We start from the raw sequence: 18,226 nt of genomic DNA, 5'->3' as shown, positions 1-18,226 counted from the left end.
TCCAATATGAGTTTCTTACTTTATTTTGCTTTTAATACCATTCTAAATATAAAAATGCACTGTTATAATGCCGATACATATTCACCCCCGATGCTTCGGAATTAGAATAGAAACGCATTAAAGGCACAAATCGGTATAAGCAGCAGCGCTGCTTAATAATTATAGATAGGTTGACATTGTAATTATCAATAAGGTGCAGAGCACCGCAATATCATAGCAATCAACAATAATCAATTCTGCTTGGATAATGATTCCTAATTCATGAAATGCATTTCAAGCTATCAACAAAGAAAACATCTAGGTAGTAGCCGTAAACTTCAATCCAACAATGGCAACCAGCAAAAGGAGCATAAAGAATATACGTGAGAAATGAACAGGCTCCCCAAACAAAACGATTCCCAGTACTGCGGTAGATAAAGCTCCTATCCCAGTCCAAACCGCATATGCCGTACCAACTGGCAAATTTTTAATGGCTAAGGCTAAAAAGTACAGACTAATGCCCATAGCAACAATGGTGATTACACTTGGCCACAGTTTCGTGAATCCTTGTGCATATTTTAATCCAATGGCCCAAACGGCCTCAAATAATCCCGCTACAATTAAATAAATCCAAGCTATTCCCATTTCTATAATTTTTCAACCAACTTCTCTAACTGAATTCCTCTCGATCCCTTTATCAGGATGTAATGATTCTTAACATCTTCTTTCTCCAAAATAGCAGCTACCTCTTCTGCTTTAAGGAAAGTTTTATACTGATTTTCGCTATTCACCTTCGAGAAAATATCGCCAACCAGGTACACATTCTCCAAAGCTCTCTTCTGCAACAAATCAATTAATTGCTGATGTTCTTTTTCCGAATCTTCTCCCAGTTCCAACATGTCTCCCAAAATCACCAGCTTGTTTTTCATTGGCAAATCGGCAAAATTGTTCACCGCAACTCCCATACTGGTCGGATTGGCATTGTATGCATCCAAAAACAAAACATTCTTTTCGGTCTTCTTCAGCTGCGAACGGTTGTTGCTCGGTTCGTAGTTCTCCAAAGCCACTTTAATATCCGATTCCTTAATATCGAAATATCGGCCAACCGTAACGGCTGCCAAGGCATTCTCGAAATTGTAGCCACCAATCAATTTGGTTTTGATGTAAAGCTTGCCAATTTTCGGAGATCTTAATTCCAATACCAAATAAGGTGCAGCTTGCAGAAACTTGGCTTTGCTATCGGCTTCTTCGCTATTGCCATAGCTATATATTTCCTGATCATTCAGCATTCCCATTAAATGATCATTCTCGCAATTCACAAATACCTTGCCTCTGCCCTGCAAGTAATCGTACAGTTCCTTCTTGGTTTTCTTAACCCCTTCGAACGAACCAAAACCTTCCAAATGCGCTTTCCCAACATTGGTAATAATCCCAAAATTTGGTTCTGCTATCTCACACAAGAACTTTATCTCCTCAGGATGATTTGCTCCCATCTCAACCACTCCAAATTCTGTTTCTTCAGTCATCGATAGCAATGTTAAAGGCACCCCAATATGGTTGTTAAAATTGCCTTGCGTAGCAAATGTTTTGTATTTCTTGCACAAAACAGCATTTACCAACTCTTTGGTTGTAGTCTTTCCATTGGTACCAGTAATGGCCAAAATCGGAATTCCTAAACTCCTGCGATGCTCTCTGGCCAACTCCTGCAATGCAGTCAAAACATCATCAACCAAAATACATGAGTCATTTACTGCAAATTCTTTTTCATCAACTACAGCATATTTACATCCTTTTTCAATTGCTGATTCGGCAAACTTGTTTCCGTTAAAATTTGCCCCTTTCAATGCAAAGAATATCGAGTTGGGAACAATCTTTCTTGTATCTGTAACAACAATAGGATACTGTTTAAATAAGCTGTATAGTTTAGAATTTTCCATTGGAATTGTCTCGTATTATTTGAATGACGAAATTAATAAAAAACCCCATCCTTTTATAGAATGGGGTTTTGTTTTATTTCGAAAACTACTTCTCTATTTCTGAGTTGGTCTTCCAACGCGAGTCATCGCACAACGGAAACCAATATCATCTCTTGCTTCTTTCTGATCCAAGAATCTGCGAGCACTTGGAGCCAACCAGAAAGCTCTGTCTTTCCAAGAACCACCTTTGTATACTCTTGAGTTATCAGTTACCATAGAGCTAAAGTCACTACCATCTTGTCCTCTACCTTGAACATACATACGGTTTGAACCTTGCGTCTGATGTTCTGGATTGTTCCATTCGTAATCTGAAACAATACTTGAAGATACGTCACCATCACGATAGTTACGGTTATCAGCAGTCTTATAGTTTTCACGTCCTACCAATTCCTCATCTTTTTGTAATCTGTAACGAATACGTCCTAAACTATCCTTTTCAGCAATATTTCCTTCTTCATCGCGTACTTTTGTTTTAAATACGTTTCCTCGATATGGATTAAATTCTGCGATATCTTCTGGCGACATTGGACGGTAAACATCAGCAACCCATTCGCTAACATTACCAGCCATACAATACAACCCGAAGTCGTTTGGCCAGAATGAATTTACTGGAGCTGTAATATCACCAGCATCATTCAAAGCACCAGCGGTACCCATATAGTCACCTCGTCCACGAGCAAAGTTAGCCATCATCTGACCACGAACTTTCTTGTTCTCGTTTCTTACCCAGTGCCCGTTCCATGGGAAAATTCTTTTATCTGTAATTCTTTCTTCTTCCGAGTTTCCAATCAAAGCTGTTGCAGCATATTCCCACTCCGCTTCCGATGGTAAACGGTATTTAGGAAGTAGAATACCATCAGTCCAACGAACTTGTCTTTCTTCGTTATCCGGATCTAAATCTGGTAAATTCTTATTTACCGAACCTTCGTACTGTCCTGCCAAATATGCTTCTGTATTAAAGTTATTTTCATCTCTCTGTGCAGGATCCTGATTTAAAATGCCTTTATCAATTAGAATTTGTTCATTTACACGATCGGTACGCCACTCACAGTAGTCAACCGCTTGTTCCCACGATACACCAACAACAGGATATTCAGCATAAGCAGGGTGACGTAGGTAATTGTTTACGTATGGTTCGTTATAAGCCAACTCATCGCGCCATACCAAAGTGTCAGGCAAAGCTTTCTTATAAACCTCTGGATAAGAAACGTAAACTCTCTTCGTCCAGTGTAAGTATTCAAGATACATAACATTACTAACCTCGGTTTCATCGATATAGAATGATGGAACCGTTACTCTTCTTGGAACATTATTCCAATCGTACATTACATCTTGCTGAGTTCTACCCATGGTAAAAGTACCACCTTGTATAAACTTAAGACCTGGTCCAGTTGCTTGTTCGTAACCGCTATGATATTCAAAACCCCCATTGTCAGGATCATTGTATGCCCATCCGGTAGCTTTTGATTTCTCTCCTTTACCTACCAGATTCTTAACCTTCGAACAAGATGGGAAGATCATTAATCCAGCAGCAAAAACAGCAATAACTATGCTATAATTTAGTTTCATAATAGATTGAATGTAGTTTATCTTCAAAAATACTTAACTCAACAAATATAACTAAAAGTGATATAATTTTATTGTATATGATTTTAGTTTTTCTATTAAATATTTAACATTTTTCATTGAAAAATCTAATCTTTACTCATCTACCTGATTCTCTGTACCTAAATTTAAGTCGATATTTCCTCTTTATCCCTTAGGCTTGATCATTTTTAATAAAATATTTCTAGCTACAAGTAAAAATATCAAGTTTCAGATATCATAAGCCGTTTACTCGTCAATGTGTAAAGTTTTATTTATTTTGCGTTAATTCTGTTTTCAATAACGAAACTTAAAACCTAAAAATGCGCTATCTCATAATTGTTCTAATTTTATTGATCGGAAAAGTGAGTTTTTCCCAAACTTCCGATACTTTCAAACTAGATTGGTCTGATACTTATATTTCATCTCCTGATGGAGAAAGTATTAGAACCATAAGCTTTAATGGCGCATCACTTAACCTGACGAACAACTGGTTACCTGAATTTTATCACTTACAAAGAACAGGTTCAAACGGAGAATTTTTCTCTGTTGAGTTAGTGGATACGCATTTTGAACAGTTAAGTTCCACCGAACAGCAAATTTTACGAAATAAAACTTTTTCTTCAGAAATAACGCCTGAAACTGAACCTGTTTCAATCAGAAAGAATCAATATCAGAAAGTACAATTTGTTCCGATTAGAAAAAATCCAACAACTGGTATAATCGAAAAACTAATCAGTTTTAAACTTCGATTCAAAAAAATCAGTCAACAAAGAAGTGTAAAGTCAGTAAAAAACTATGCTAGCAATTCTGTTTTAAGTAGTGGCAAATGGGTGAAAATTTCAGTAGATACAACTGCCATTCACAAAATTACCTATCAGCAATTAATCGATATGGGAATTTCGAATCCAGCAAATGTTCGTATTTATGGTTATGGTGGTGGAATGCTTCCAAAAATGAATTCGGAATTGGTAAAAGATGATCTTCCTGTAGTTCCTGTATATTTTAACACCGGCAGCGATGGAACTTTTAATGATGGTGATTTCCTATTATTTTATGCCAAAGGACCAAGAAGTTGGAAATACGACAAAGATAAATCTGAGTTTATTCATGAAAACCATTTGTACTCCGATCATGCATATTACTTTTTGAGCTCGGATCAGGGAAGTGCACAAATCATACAACAGCAAAACTCAGAATCAAATTTCACGAATACAGTCAATTCTTTTAATGATTATAGAGTAATCGACATTGATGAAACCAATTTATTAGAAAGTGGCAGATTATGGCTAGGACAGGAATTCGATGTAACAACTGAGTTCGATTACAGTTTTAATTTCTCAAACATATTAAATACTTCCAATGCAATAATAACTACACGTTTTGCTGCAAGGTCATCCTCCGAAACCAGTTTAGAACTGAGTTCTGGATCAAACAATATTGGCACTATAAATTTTTCATCAGTCAACACTGGAAGCTATACCGCTACTTATGCAAGGCTGGAAGAAAAAAGTTTTACCAGCTTCACACCAACTAATAATAAGGTTGATATAAAAGTGGAATACGAAAAAAGTTCTGCATCATCCATTGGTTGGTTAGATTATTTAAGAGTAAATGCACGTTGCAACCTATCATTAAATGGCTCACAAACGGCATTTAGAGATATTGAATCTGTTGCAACAGGTAACATTTCACGTTTTCAAATTCAGAACTGTTCAGCATCTACTAGTGTTTGGGATGTTAGTAATCAAAATGCAGTAAGACAGATCCCTCTAAGTATAAGTGGAACTACAGGAAGTTTTAACGCAACAACCAGCAGTTTAAAAGAGTTTGTTGTTTTTAATATTGATGGAAGTTTTCCTGAACCCAAAGTGGTTGGCAACATACAAAACCAAAATTTGCATGCCTTGCCACAAACCGATATGCTGATTGTTAGTGCAAATCAATTTTTATCGCATGCTGAACAGATTGCCACTTACCACCGAAATAATGATGAATTACATGTTACTGTTGTAGATCAAAATGCAATTTTCAATGAGTTTTCTTCTGGTACACCTGATGTTTCCGCCATTCGCAACTTTGTTAAAATGTTCTACGACCGTTCATCTGGAGAATCGGATATGATCAAATATCTACTGCTATTTGGAGATGGTTCATTCGATAATAAATCAGATCGAGAAAGTAACACGAATAAAATATTGACTTACCAATCTGAAAACTCTTTAAGCCCAACTCAATCTTTCGTAACCGATGATTACTTTGGTCTTTTAGATGATAGTGAAGGTGAAGCTACTGGTCTTGTAGATATTGGAATAGGAAGATTGCCAGTAAATAATAAAGAAGAGGCGCAAATTGTAGTCAAGAAAATTTTGAATTACGATTCTGCAGAAAAAGGAGATTGGCAAACCATGGTTTGTTTTATCGGCGATGATGAAGACAACAATACTCACATGCGAGATGCCAACAGATTGGCTGCCCAAATTGAAAACAACTATCCTCAATACAGAGCCCAAAGAATATTTTTAGATGATTTTGAACAAATAACAAGTTCGGCTGGTCAGCGGTACCCTAATGTAAATACAGAAATCAACGAAAGTATTAACAAAGGAACCTTAATCATGAATTACACGGGCCATGGTAATGAAAATGGTCTGGCGCATGAGCATATTTTAATGACTGATGATATTTACTCCTGGCAAAATCCCGTTAAGCTTCCATTGTTCATGACTGCGACTTGTGAGTTTAGCCGATTCGACAACTACAAAAAATTATCAGCAGGTGAAATCATACTTCTTCGAGATAATGGCGGTGGTATAGGACTTTTCACAACTACCCGACTTGTGTTTTCATCTCCAAATTTTACCTTGAATCAGAATTTCTACGATTATGCATTTGAACGAGATTCAAATGGAAAGTTTTATCGTTTAGGTGATATCATGAGAATGACCAAGAATGCAACTTCCTCAGGAATCAACAAACGAAATTTTACCCTATTGGGTGATCCTGCATTGCGTTTAAACTATCCGGAACACAATGCCCTAAGTACACACCTTAATGATGTGGTAATATCACAACCAGTGGATACATTAAAAGCTCTTAGCGAGATTAAAGTTTCAGGTAAAATTACTTCTGGATCAGGAGCTGACCTAAATAATTTTAATGGCATTGTTTACCCAACGATTTACGATAAAGCCATTAATAAATCAACCAGAGGAAATGATGGAAATCCATTTGAATACACTAGTCAAACCAGCATATTATATAAGGGAAAGGCAAGTATTAAAAATGGAAAATTCGATTTTTCATTCTTTGTTCCCAAAGATATCAACTATCAATATGGCAAAGGTAAAATCTCTTACTATGCATCGAGTAACAATACGGATGCTGCTGGTTTTACCAACTCTATTATAGTTGGAGGAACAAATCCTAGTGCCAGTGACGATAAAATTGGCCCGGAAATAGAATTGTACATGAATGATGAACAATTTACCCCTGGTGGAATGACCAACGAAAATCCTCTCTTGTTGGCTATTGTTCAAGATGCGAGTGGTATTAATACTGTTGGCAACTCAATTGGCCATGATTTAATAGCAATATTGGATCAAAAATTAGAAAACCCCATCGAGCTAAATGATTTCTACGAAGCTGATCTGGACAATTACAAAAAGGGAAAGGTAAGCTACCAGCTTAGTGAATTGGAAACCGGAGAACACGAAATACAGTTAAAAGTATGGGATAATGTGAATAATTCATCGGTTGCCAGTTTAGATTTTGTTGTTGCTGAAACAGCTGATTTGGTCATTAAACATGTACTAAACTATCCTAATCCATTTACTACAAATACAGGTTTTTATTTTGAACACAATCAAGCTTCGAGCGAGTTGGATGTTCTCATTCAAATCCTAACAGTATCGGGCAAATTAATAAAAACCATCGAAACTACAATTAGTTCATCTGGCAATAGAGTTGGGCCTATTCAATGGGATGGAAAAGATGATTTTGGAAATTCCATTGGCCGTGGAGTTTACTTCTATCGCGTAAAAGTTCGAGCTGATAATGGAAAAACTGTAAATAAATTTCAAAAATTATTGATCCTCAAATAATAAAAATCCACTTTATTAGTTATTTGAAGTATATTTGTATTTTACTACACATTAATATTATGACTAAAAAACTAACTCTAATCACAAGTTTACTGTGCCTACTGCTTTTTACAGGCATTAACAAAACTTCAGCCCAGACTTCTACTTCTGGCGCAAACTACATTTCTACTGCTGTTTCTTTTTTAACTATTACACCTAACTCAAGAGCAGGTGCAATGGGTGATGCAGGTGTTGCAACATCTCCTGATGTTAATTCAATGCATTGGAACCCCGCAAAATTTTCCATGATTGATGGAAATTATGGTGTATCTGCATCATACACTCCTTGGCTGAGAGATTTGGTAGATGATATGAGCATATCATACCTTACCGGATATTACCGATTGGATAAAAATCAAGTTATTGGAGCATCTCTTCGTTACTTCTCATTAGGTGAAATTGCTTTTTTGGAAAGAGCTGAGGACATTCCTGTTGCACAAAATCCAAACGAATGGGCATTTGACATTGCATACTCAAGAAGACTAAGCGACGAATTTTCAGGAGGTATTGCCTTCAGATATATAAGATCAGATTTAACCCAATCACAATATGTAGCTGGTGTAGAAACTCAAGCAGGGAACGCTTTTGCAGCTGATGTTTCTATTTATTATCAGCATGAATTCAGAAGAAATAGAAGAGATATGGTTTGGTCTTGGGGGCTAAATATCTCTAATATTGGTTCAAAAATAAGCTATACCAACGATGATGAAAAGGAATTTATTCCTACCAATTTGAAGTTGGGTACTGCATTAAAAATGGAATTGGACAGATACAATTCACTTACCATTGCCGCTGACATGAACAAACTTTTGGTTCCAACACCAAATAGCGGATCATTAAATGATGATAATGGTGGGGTTATTGTTGGAAGTGAAACCTCAGACAAATCAGTTGTTAGCGGTATTTTTAGCTCTTTTTCTGATGCACCTGGTGGAATGAGTGAAGAGTTTAAGGAAATTGCATGGTCACTTGGGCTTGAATATTGGTATCAAGAACAATTTGCACTAAGAGGGGGATATTACTACGAACATGAAGATAAAGGAAATCGTAAGTATTTTACTGCTGGTTTAGGAGTAAAATTAAACATGTTCGATCTTGATTTTTCATACCTAATTCCAACAACTCAAAACAACCCTCTTAAAAATACTTTAAGATTTTCCTTAACTGCTAATCTTGATAAAATTATTAAATAATGAAGATTAGAGTAGGATTTGGCTACGATGTGCACCAATTAGCCGAAGGAGAAGAGTTTTGGTTGGGAGGAATTAAAATTGAGCACAACAAAGGTTGTGTAGCTCATTCTGATGGTGATGTTTTGATTCACGCAATATGCGACGCTCTTTTAGGAGCCGCTAACATGAGAGATATTGGTTATCATTTCCCTGACACATCTAATGATTTTAAGGGAATTGATAGTAAGATATTACTTAAAAAAACTGTTGAAATCATTACTGAGAAAGGTTATTCGATAGGAAATATCGACTCAACAATAGCATTACAAAAACCAAAAATCAAACCATTTATTCCTGAAATGCAAGAAACTTTAGCCAAAGTAATGGGAATTGATTTGGATGATTTGGCGATTAAAGCAACAACAACCGAGAAACTAGGTTTTGTTGGAAAACAGGAAGGCATATCTGCCTATGCAACTGCTTTAATTGAGAAATGATTTAAAAAGCCTTTTGTTAAACAATTTTAGCAAGAGGCTTTTATTATATATCAAACTTTAATTCTTTTCACACACTTTTAAATTCTTCTTCGACTCAATCACCTTCCCATATTTATTAATACCTCTTACAGTTATAATATATTCAGTTTCTTCATCAGAAGTATAAAACTTAAAATTTAATGGACTTTTTAATTCTTTACTTTCAAATGTATTAAAGTACAATGTATTTCTAAAGTCAGCCAAACGGGAATTCTTTGTTTTCAAATTAGAATAATCCAAACTATTAAACTTGTATTCGTATTCATACCCTTTATGAACTTGCCTAAAAATTCTGCTATCAAACTCCATATCTGCCATGTTATTATTTTTTGTATAAAGACATAACAAATATCCAAGATTCTCACCCTTGATAAAAAACTGAAGATTGACAACTTCTATTCTATCTAAATCTTGCGGTTTAATCTCAAAAATTTTCTGGGTATCTTTAATAGGAACTCCATCTACGAAAATTAGAGTATTACCATTTTTAGGATAAAACGAACGAGATTCAACTACCCTAAGGTCATATCCTTTCTTATTTTTCTTTAGACTTGTGTGAGGAACTACTTCTCTTATTATTTCCTCCATTGTAGGCAATTCAATATACTTTTCTATATCAATCACGTTAATGGCTTCTTTATAAAAAGGAGCATTATTAAAAACTGAATTTATATAAGTAGATTTATTAGGCTTATATATTGAATTGATCTGCATATTTACAATGGCCTCGTTAAGATTTCGCATTTTTAGAGTATCTATTATTAACTCCCCAAGTTTATTTTTTGGATACTTTGTTGAAAAACTATCATCTAATATTACTCTATAATTTATTTTTTTTGTATCCATCGACTTGGGTTGGATTACCATTTCCTCTTCACCATACCTATTAACAACAAAAACAAATCTCCCAGCTGAATCAGTTTCAACGAAATCTATAATTGGAGAATCTGATATGAAACTCAATATAAACTGTTCATTTTTAATCGGATTATTAGTTTCGACACACCTAATTTCTCCTGATAATAATTCCCCCTCTATTTCTGGCAATAGAATAGTATCATTTAGAAAAAAAAGTGGTTGTTTTTTCAATATCATCTTATCATTAGCAGTTAACACATAATCCTCTTTTGCTGTACTATTTAACAAAGAAGATTTCACAACAGAAACAGACAAATGTCTTAACGAATCTATATTCTTAATATCAACATTCACTATATCCCTAACTCCATACAATTCTCTATCTGTAAAAATCTTTATCAACTTATCATTATTTGAGTTCGTAAACCCACGATATGCATGAATTATTTTCGCATCATCAATCAGCAAGGCGTACATGCTAATGCTAGGCAATTCACTCTTTTTAATTCTTATAATATTTTGAGAAGATAATTTATAGCTTTTTAGATACTTACCATCATTACTTAAAATATCAATTCTCATTTCATTGCTACAGTAGCCAATAACTTTAAATAAAAAGTCATCTCTATCTTCTGCCAATTGCAACAAACATCCATTTTGAGATATCTTTTTTAGGTCCACTTTATGATCATCATAATCTAGATAATAATTTACGGATTCCTGAGGTATAAAATTTACACTTACAAAACCCGTTGCTTCAGATACAAATTCTTGGCTAATATTATCATTTTGATCTTTGATCTTCACCTTTTTGGTAATTGGATTCCCATTTTTACCACATACATAAAACAATAACTTATTCTTAACATTGCTCAATAATTTCTCTCCTTCAGGATAACAGAAAACAGTATCTCTGGAAAAATATTTATCTCCTTGGGGCATTCTCTTGGGGACAAATGGATTAATTACAGAAAATATTTTGCAAGCATATAAACTCACATCTCTATTCCTCATCCATCTAGTATAGGCACGGATATAGTACTTACCTGTAGATAAACTATCAGGTAATTGAACTTTCGACTGCACAATATCTTTTTCTACCCGATATTTCAATTTTATTATTGGTGTATGATCTCCATTCAATAATTCTACATATAGAATATTACTTAATTTTGAATTCTCATTAGAACTCAATTCTAGAACTCCTAAGGAGAACCATATTTCTTCTCCAGCAATGTATATATCCCTATCGGTTGTTAATGAAACTTTCTCCTGTGCTTTTACTTGTGGAATATTAAAAATCAATAAAAACACAATGCCAATTGATAATGTTATTCTAATATTCATAGCTTTCAATATTAATCCTCCCAAAATTCAGGTCTATTAGGTGAACCTGTCAATCTGCAGTCTGCACATTGAGGCTCAGTTAAAATTAATCCCGTTGGTAACATTTCACGATCATGTAACACTAGATCTCCATTAATTACATAATGCTCGTAGATGCTATACAAATCCTTAAAACTTCCTTCATTTGTATATATTGTATCCGTAGGACAACTTTCCAATACTATTACATTCTGTATACCTAAATCTATAGCATCCTGCCAACTAATAAAAACTCTTTTGGATGTAACCGATCCCATTTGAAAATATCCTAATACTGGTTCATTGGCATTTGTAATATTTTTAATATTGCCCTTAACTGAATATGGTTGAGACCCAAATAAATCATCTATTTCTTCAGTTGATTCTTTTAATTTGTGTAAATAGTTATATTCTTCTCTAGATATAGATAACTGCTTAATATTAATACTGTATTTAATATTAAACTTGTCATTTATTCCTGTTGGAACAAAACATACTTTTTTATCCTTTATTAACGTAGAACTTTGATTCTCCAGGGATTGAACTGCTATTTCATGAGATTCTGATTTTTTCCAACAATAAACATTTTTAGGTGTAATAGACACCAACTCCTTACCATCACCTTCCTCATTATCCACAAATGTGGCATACTGTGGGTAAGGAATTGCAAATTTCCACACTTCCTCATACAGCCACCTAATATAAGAACCGGGCTCAGCTTTTCCATCCACATAAAACTGAATACCTCCAATTTGCTCATCATTCACATTCGTTATTTCATTTATCTCATAATATATGCGATCTATTGCGGTAGGAGGCAACATTTTACAATCGCTCGATTCATAAGCATCTCCATCTTTTGTTTTTATTCTTAATTTATAGCAATTACCAACAATAGCTTTAAAATTCAAACTATCTGTCACATAAAATCCAGGAGATTTTTCGGTCAAAACCTCTTCTGTGCCATCATTACATACTATAATTACTGTAGCATTTTCCTCTGAACTATACACATCTCCAAAATCTGATATTGACCGTGAAATTTTGACAACATGCGATTTATTTTCATCAGTAATTAATGCTTCAACAACCAATAAATTTTCAGAGTTACTTATGTCAACTTTATATGGATCCATGCATGACCAAAACGGCAAAATAGACAGTAACAAGTAAAAGAATATTATTTTTACTTTATTAGATAACATATGGTAAATATTAAAATATCATATTATTTAAAAAATTATTCTTCTTTAAAATAAACAATAATTTTTATTAAAAAATAATTTTTCGAAACAATAATTGTTAATCTTTTTTATATTTTTGTATATACACTAACCATATATATCTATCCTAAAATGAAATCATTACCAATTACATTAATATTATCATTACTCTTTTCATTTATTTCAGTATCGCAAAATCATAGCCAAATATATAATATTAAAAATGATAAGATATTGCATCTATATGAAAGTAGCATACACAACCAATATGATTATGTCATAGGAAAAGAATATAAACCATATCATTATTACAAACAAGATAACCCTTACTTAAATTCAGGTTTAGGATCTGGATATATTTATTATAATGGCAGATCTTATCGCACAAAAATAATTTACTACGATCTATTTACTGACGAAGTAATAATCAATATAAATAACAAAACCGCTAATAGTAATCTAATACAAATAAACAAAACACAAATCGATTCCTTCTCTATTAATTTCGGTATACGAGATTACAATTTTACCTACTTAAAGCAACCAAAGAATATTGCAAGTGGATTCTACGAAACAATCTACAATCAAAAGTTAAAATTACTGATAAGACATTCTGCAAAAAAACTAAAGATCAAAAGTTTAACCACATACAAATACAAGCAAACTATATATTTAAAACGAAATAAAAAGTTTCATGACATAAGCTCACCTAAGAAATTCTTATCTCTCTTTCCTGAAAACAGTAAACCACTAAGGAAAAAACTTAAACTATTGGAAATTAATTTTAAAAAGCCCAGCCATAGCAAGCTTATCAATTTAATCAAATACGCAGAAACCTTATAAACTCAAAACAAATGCGTAGATTCATAACCTTCACACTACTTGTATTGTTCCACATTAATGCAGCAGGACAATCAATTACACTTCAAAAAGATTCAATTTCATTCGATGACGTTGTAAATGAATTAGAAAATAAATCTAATTTTCAATTTTATTATAAACCTGAATGGATTCCAAAAATTCATTTGAATCCAAATTTCAATAGGGAAGATATCACGGAAGTTATAAAATGGCTGGGAACACAAAGTAATTTAAATTATAAAATTATTAATGGTAAAAATGTAATTTTCACAAAAGATTACCAGATAAAAACTAACTATGCTAAAGATTACAAAAGTTTCCTTTCAAAAAACAATACAATTATTATAGATTCTTCGATTTACACTTCACCAATCGTTAAAAAAACAACTACTAATAAAATAAGCATTGAGTATCAATTTTTCACAATTGGTGACAGAGCACACAATCCTAAAAAAATCAATTCAACTTTTGGTGGCAAGATAACCGACTTTGAAAGTGGAGAGCCTCTTATTGGAACTGTGGTTTATTTTAGTAGTTTAAAAAAAGGTACAGTTACTAATCAATACGGTCAATATTCAATAAACATTCCTGTTGGTAAATACCGTGTTGAATATCGATCCGTTGGAATGAAAACTACTTTTCGTAACATCATTATACATTCAGATGGAAAGCTTAATGTTGAGATGAAAAGTAAACCAACCTCCTTAAAGGAGGTGATTGTGACTGCTAAAACAGAAGATCCAATCCGTAATTTAAGAATGGGAATGGATAAAATATCAGTTAAAACACTAAAACAATTACCTCTTGGAATGGGTGAAGCAGATATTATTAAAAGTACTTTACTTTTACCTGGAGTCCAAAGTGTAGGTGAAGCTTCAAGTGGTTTTAATGTAAGAGGTGGAAACACAGATCAAAATTTGGTTTTACTTAACCAAGCTCCTATCAATAACACCTCACATTTCTTTGGTTTTTTCTCTGGTTTTAATTCTGATATAATAAAAGACATTACCCTATATAAAAGTGGAATTCCTGCAAAATATGGAGGCAGATCTTCTTCGGTTATGGATTTGAGTTTAAAAGATGGTAACAGAAAAAACTTAAAGGTAAATGGCGGTATTAGTCCCGTATTTGGCCGAATCACAATAGAAGGACCACTTAAAAAAAATAAAAGTTCATTTATAATAGCTGGTCGAACAACCTATTCCGATTGGGTTTTAAAACTTTTAAACGATTCAAAACTTAAGAAAAGCAGTGCCAATTTTCACGATTTACAAGGAAACTTTTCATGGGACTTAAACGATAAAAATAGTATATACTTATCTGGATACTATAGTTACGATAAATTCGATTATCATCTTGAAGATAAATTCGATTACAACTCCGTAGCGTCAACTTTAAAATGGAAACATATTTTTAGTCCTAAGTTATTTTCCACCTACTCTGCTGCGTATAGTAAATATGCATATACAACCGAATATCGAAAAGAACCTAGCTTATCCTATTCAATAGACTATAATTTCAATCAATACTTATTCAATTCTGATTTTTCTTATTTATCTGGTAAAAATCATAAATTTGATTTTGGAATCAACTCTATATACTATGATCTTTCACCTGGCCATCAGAAACCAAGTAATCAACAATCATTAGTAAGCCCAAGAAAACTGGAAGACGAACAAGCTTTAGAACTTGCTGCGTATATTAGCGATGAATTTGAAATTTCACATTTCATGTCTTTATCCTTAGGTCTTAGATATTCATTTTATGGAAATTTAGGACCAAAAACAGAATACAATTATAGAAGCGGACAAGCTAGAAATTTGCAATCTTTAGAAGGAGTTACCAATCACAAATCTGGTTTTATAACTACGTATTCATCCCCGGAGATAAGAATTTCAACCAACATAAGACTAGGATTAAACAGCTCTTTGAAAGCAAGCTATAACGAAATGAGTCAATACATTCAGAAAATTTCAAATACAGCATCGATGACTCCTACCGATATTTGGAAACTTAGTGACAAGTATTTAAAACCACAAAAGAGCAAACAATATTCCCTTGGCCTTTATAAAACAATGCGACAAAAAAGCTTGGAAGCATCAATTGAAACCTACTACAAAAGACTGAATAATATTCTAGATTATAAAGGAGGTGCACGATTAGTGATGAACGAACATTTAGAGACCGATGTATTAAATGGCGAAGGTAAAGCATATGGAATTGAATTGATGTTTCAAAAGAAAACCGGAAAGTTAACTGGTTGGATTAATTATACATATTCTAGAATACATCATAAAATAAATAGTCAATTTGACGAGGAACGTGTTAACAATGGCGAGTATTTTCCTGCAAACTACGATAAACCGCACGATTTTAAATTTGTTGCCAATTACAAATTAAACAGGAGAATAAATGTTTCAACAAACTTTGCCTATAGTACCGGACGACCATTTACCGCCCCTTTAGCGTATTATAATTTTGCTAATACAGATAGAGTTTACTACTCAAATCGTAATTCAATGAGAATGCCTGATTATTTAAGGTTGGATGTTGCAGCAACACTAAATGGTAACCTGGTAGCTAAAAAATTAAATCACAGTTCCTGGACAATAGCGGTTTACAATGTTCTAGGACGCCAAAATACGTATAACATATTCTTTAGGACTGAAGGCGAAAAAGTTAACGGTTACAAAATGTCTATTTTTGCCAGACCAATTTTTACAATAACCTATAATTTTAAGCTTTTTGGCAATGCTAAGGATGATTATTAATGTCAATAATTACCAACACATAGCTAATAACTATTTATAACTTTTCAAAATATATAAGCTATTTCACTATATTTATTACATAGAGATATATAAATATTTTATGATGCAAAATACAGGAAAAACACTCGTACTTGGTGCGAGCACAAATGATGATCGATACTCAAATAAATGTGTAAAACTTCTTCGAAAGCACAATATTGAAACTGTAGCAGTAGGAATCAAGGAAGGAGTAATCTCTGATGTACAAATCCAAACAGGAAAACCGTGTGAAGCTAAAGTGCAAACCATAGCAATTTATCTTTCTCCTAAAAACCTGGAGTCATTTCATGATTATATTATTGGATTAAAACCAGAAAGAATTATTTTCCCTCCTGGAACTGAAAATCCGGAATTTTATAAAAAAGCAAATGCTCACGGTATTGAAACCGAAGAAGCATGTCCATTGGTGATGTTGAATACAGGAGTATATTAGAACAAGACCTTAAAAGAAATGCCAGTAATTGAATTACTGGCATTTTTTATTCTTTAAAAAACATGTTATAATATCGATTTAAGGCTTCATAAACCTCATCCAAGCCAATCGCCCTACTTCTTCTTAAAACTTCTTGTCCGCCAATAAAAACCAGTAACGAAGGGTTCGTGTACAAACCTTCCTGAGCAGCAATATCTGGCTGCATGGCAGTATTTATATGATATGCTTTTAATTTGTCAAAATTATTCTGGAACAATTCCTCCAATTTAGGTTGTAACACCTCGCAAACGCCGCAATTGGGAGCTGAAAAATAAATATAAAACGATTCTCGCTTATCCTTCAAGCTCTGCAGTTCTTTATAATCTGAAATATTCATATTACAATATGCTATAATAAAAAACGGTTACCTTCATAAAGATAACCGTTTCTATATTTTTCAAAATCGTACTATTCTTTTTTACGAGTTCTTCTTTTTGGCTTAGCAGCAGCTGCAGCTTTATCTGCTTCCTCAAGACTGTGATCGTAATCGCAAATGTAACGGTCAACTAAAATACGTCCGCAATACTCACAAACGATAATCTTTTTACGAGAACGGATGTCCATTTGACGCTGTGGTGGAATCTTATTAAAACAACCTCCACATGCATCACGCTCAACAGTAACCACTGCTAATCCGTTTCTTGCGTTCGAGCGAATTCTTGAATATGCTGTTAAAAGTCTCTCTTCAATTTTATTTTTGAAAGACTCAGACTTATCCATCAACTTTTCTTCCTCTTTTTGTGTCTCAGAAACGATCTCATCCAACTCGCCTTTTTTAGATTCCAAATCAGCTTTTTTATCAGCAAAAATAGCTTCTGAATTTTCGATTAAAGCTTTTTTGTTACCCATTTCCGCAGTAAACTCCTTGATACGCTTTTCGCATAGTTCAATTTCAAGGTTTTGGAATTCAATTTCCTTAGAAATAGAATCAAACTCACGGTTATTGCGAACATTCATCTGCTGAGCTTCGTACTTTTTAATTAACAAACCAGCTTCTTTAATCTCTTGCTTTTTCTTAGCAATCGTGTCGACAAGTTCTTTTACCTCGTTATTTAGATTTTCGATTCTGGTATCAAGTCCGGCAATCTCATCTTCCAAGTCCTGCACTTCCAAAGGAAGCTCCCCTCTTAGCGTTCTAATTTGGTCTACCTCAGAATCAACAGATTGCATTTCGTACAACGTACGTAATTTTTCTTCAACTGAAATATCCTTAAAATCTGAAGCTTTTGGATCTTGTGTTGTCATATG

General features: G+C 33.6%; 13 protein-coding genes. 6 read left to right on the top strand and 7 right to left on the bottom strand.

All coding sequences use genetic code 11. The annotated features are described in order from the left end of the window. Nucleotides 1-297: 297 nt before the first annotated feature. The 3 genes from sugE to gldJ all read right to left on the bottom strand — a co-directional run bounded on the left by sugE (nt 298) and on the right by gldJ (nt 3,524). The gene (gene sugE, locus DF185_RS14290) at nt 298-624 is read right to left on the bottom strand and encodes a quaternary ammonium compound efflux SMR transporter SugE (RefSeq protein ID WP_317046847.1); all 327 of its coding nucleotides are present in this window, start codon (nt 622-624) and stop codon (nt 298-300) included. A 2-nt stretch (nt 625-626) separates the two neighbouring features. Continuing rightward, nucleotides 627-1,916, bottom strand: a complete 1,290-nt coding sequence (locus DF185_RS14285) for a UDP-N-acetylmuramoyl-tripeptide--D-alanyl-D-alanine ligase (RefSeq protein WP_110361440.1) — start codon at nt 1,914-1,916, stop codon at nt 627-629. Between the two features lie 93 nt (nt 1,917-2,009). Continuing rightward, entirely contained in the window at nt 2,010-3,524 is a 1,515-nt protein-coding gene (gene gldJ / locus DF185_RS14280; RefSeq protein WP_110361439.1) for a gliding motility lipoprotein GldJ, read from the bottom strand. 338 nt (nt 3,525-3,862) lie between these two features. On the opposite strand from gldJ, the gene porU reads away from it, so the two are divergent. The 3 genes from porU to ispF are packed head-to-tail and all read left to right on the top strand — an operon-like array spanning nt 3,863 to nt 9,350. Further along, nucleotides 3,863-7,642, top strand: a complete 3,780-nt coding sequence (gene porU / locus DF185_RS14275) for a type IX secretion system sortase PorU (RefSeq protein ID WP_110361438.1) — start codon at nt 3,863-3,865, stop codon at nt 7,640-7,642. A 59-nt stretch (nt 7,643-7,701) separates the two neighbouring features. Beyond that, on the top strand, nt 7,702-8,874 hold the full coding sequence (gene porV, locus DF185_RS14270; RefSeq protein ID WP_110361437.1) for a type IX secretion system outer membrane channel protein PorV: 1,173 nt from the start codon (nt 7,702-7,704) through the stop codon (nt 8,872-8,874). Continuing rightward, nucleotides 8,874-9,350, top strand: a complete 477-nt coding sequence (gene ispF, locus DF185_RS14265; RefSeq protein WP_110361436.1) for a 2-C-methyl-D-erythritol 2,4-cyclodiphosphate synthase — start codon at nt 8,874-8,876, stop codon at nt 9,348-9,350. Before porV ends, ispF begins: the two co-directional genes overlap by 1 nt. 57 nt (nt 9,351-9,407) lie before the next feature. Here ispF and DF185_RS14260 read toward each other — a convergent pair whose 3' ends face one another. Together DF185_RS14260 and DF185_RS14255 are read right to left on the bottom strand one after the other, a co-directional pair. Beyond that, entirely contained in the window at nt 9,408-11,594 is a 2,187-nt protein-coding gene (locus DF185_RS14260) for a hypothetical protein (protein ID WP_110361435.1), read from the bottom strand. A gap of 11 nt (nt 11,595-11,605) precedes the next feature. Beyond that, nucleotides 11,606-12,817 (bottom strand): DUF4249 domain-containing protein, encoded by a 1,212-nt coding sequence (locus DF185_RS14255; RefSeq protein ID WP_110361434.1) that lies wholly within the window; start codon nt 12,815-12,817, stop codon nt 11,606-11,608. Nucleotides 12,818-12,967: 150 nt separating this feature from the next. On the opposite strand from DF185_RS14255, the gene DF185_RS14250 reads away from it, so the two are divergent. The 3 genes from DF185_RS14250 to DF185_RS14240 all read left to right on the top strand — a co-directional run bounded on the left by DF185_RS14250 (nt 12,968) and on the right by DF185_RS14240 (nt 16,939). Then, a complete protein-coding gene (locus tag DF185_RS14250) occupies nt 12,968-13,678 on the top strand; it encodes a hypothetical protein (protein ID WP_110361433.1) in 711 nt (236 codons plus the stop codon). 11 nt (nt 13,679-13,689) lie between these two features. Further along, nucleotides 13,690-16,467, top strand: a complete 2,778-nt coding sequence (locus DF185_RS14245) for a carboxypeptidase-like regulatory domain-containing protein (RefSeq protein ID WP_110361432.1) — start codon at nt 13,690-13,692, stop codon at nt 16,465-16,467. 100 nt (nt 16,468-16,567) lie between these two features. Beyond that, nucleotides 16,568-16,939, top strand: a complete 372-nt coding sequence (locus tag DF185_RS14240; RefSeq protein ID WP_207784657.1) for a CoA-binding protein — start codon at nt 16,568-16,570, stop codon at nt 16,937-16,939. Between the two features lie 46 nt (nt 16,940-16,985). Here DF185_RS14240 and DF185_RS14235 read toward each other — a convergent pair whose 3' ends face one another. Both DF185_RS14235 and DF185_RS14230 read right to left on the bottom strand, forming a co-directional pair. Beyond that, nucleotides 16,986-17,315 (bottom strand): thioredoxin family protein, encoded by a 330-nt coding sequence (locus DF185_RS14235; RefSeq protein WP_110361431.1) that lies wholly within the window; start codon nt 17,313-17,315, stop codon nt 16,986-16,988. Nucleotides 17,316-17,386: 71 nt separating this feature from the next. Continuing rightward, nucleotides 17,387-18,223 carry a zinc ribbon domain-containing protein gene (locus DF185_RS14230; RefSeq protein WP_110361430.1) on the bottom strand — a complete coding sequence of 279 codons (837 nt, stop codon included), beginning with the start codon at nt 18,221-18,223 and terminating at the stop codon, nt 17,387-17,389. Between the last annotated feature and the right edge of the window lie 3 nt (nt 18,224-18,226).

It is taken from the genome of Marinifilum breve, from assembly GCF_003202155.1.
GTDB lineage: Bacteria > Bacteroidota > Bacteroidia > Bacteroidales > Marinifilaceae > Marinifilum > Marinifilum breve.
This window is presented reverse-complemented; position numbering and strand designations above follow the sequence as displayed.

What these genes read in the sequence shown, in the direction of transcription:
- sugE (WP_317046847.1), bottom strand. Translation starts at nt 624, where the DNA reads ATGGGAATAGCTTGGATTTATTTAATTGTAGCGGGATTATTTGAGGCC.
- DF185_RS14285 (WP_110361440.1), bottom strand. Translation starts at nt 1,916, where the DNA reads ATGGAAAATTCTAAACTATACAGCTTATTTAAACAGTATCCTATTGTT.
- gldJ (WP_110361439.1), bottom strand. Translation starts at nt 3,524, where the DNA reads ATGAAACTAAATTATAGCATAGTTATTGCTGTTTTTGCTGCTGGATTA.
- porU (WP_110361438.1), top strand. Translation starts at nt 3,863, where the DNA reads ATGCGCTATCTCATAATTGTTCTAATTTTATTGATCGGAAAAGTGAGT.
- porV (WP_110361437.1), top strand. Translation starts at nt 7,702, where the DNA reads ATGACTAAAAAACTAACTCTAATCACAAGTTTACTGTGCCTACTGCTT.
- ispF (WP_110361436.1), top strand. Translation starts at nt 8,874, where the DNA reads ATGAAGATTAGAGTAGGATTTGGCTACGATGTGCACCAATTAGCCGAA.
- DF185_RS14260 (WP_110361435.1), bottom strand. Translation starts at nt 11,594, where the DNA reads ATGAATATTAGAATAACATTATCAATTGGCATTGTGTTTTTATTGATT.
- DF185_RS14255 (WP_110361434.1), bottom strand. Translation starts at nt 12,817, where the DNA reads ATGTTATCTAATAAAGTAAAAATAATATTCTTTTACTTGTTACTGTCT.
- DF185_RS14250 (WP_110361433.1), top strand. Translation starts at nt 12,968, where the DNA reads ATGAAATCATTACCAATTACATTAATATTATCATTACTCTTTTCATTT.
- DF185_RS14245 (WP_110361432.1), top strand. Translation starts at nt 13,690, where the DNA reads ATGCGTAGATTCATAACCTTCACACTACTTGTATTGTTCCACATTAAT.
- DF185_RS14240 (WP_207784657.1), top strand. Translation starts at nt 16,568, where the DNA reads ATGATGCAAAATACAGGAAAAACACTCGTACTTGGTGCGAGCACAAAT.
- DF185_RS14235 (WP_110361431.1), bottom strand. Translation starts at nt 17,315, where the DNA reads ATGAATATTTCAGATTATAAAGAACTGCAGAGCTTGAAGGATAAGCGA.
- DF185_RS14230 (WP_110361430.1), bottom strand. Translation starts at nt 18,223, where the DNA reads ATGACAACACAAGATCCAAAAGCTTCAGATTTTAAGGATATTTCAGTT.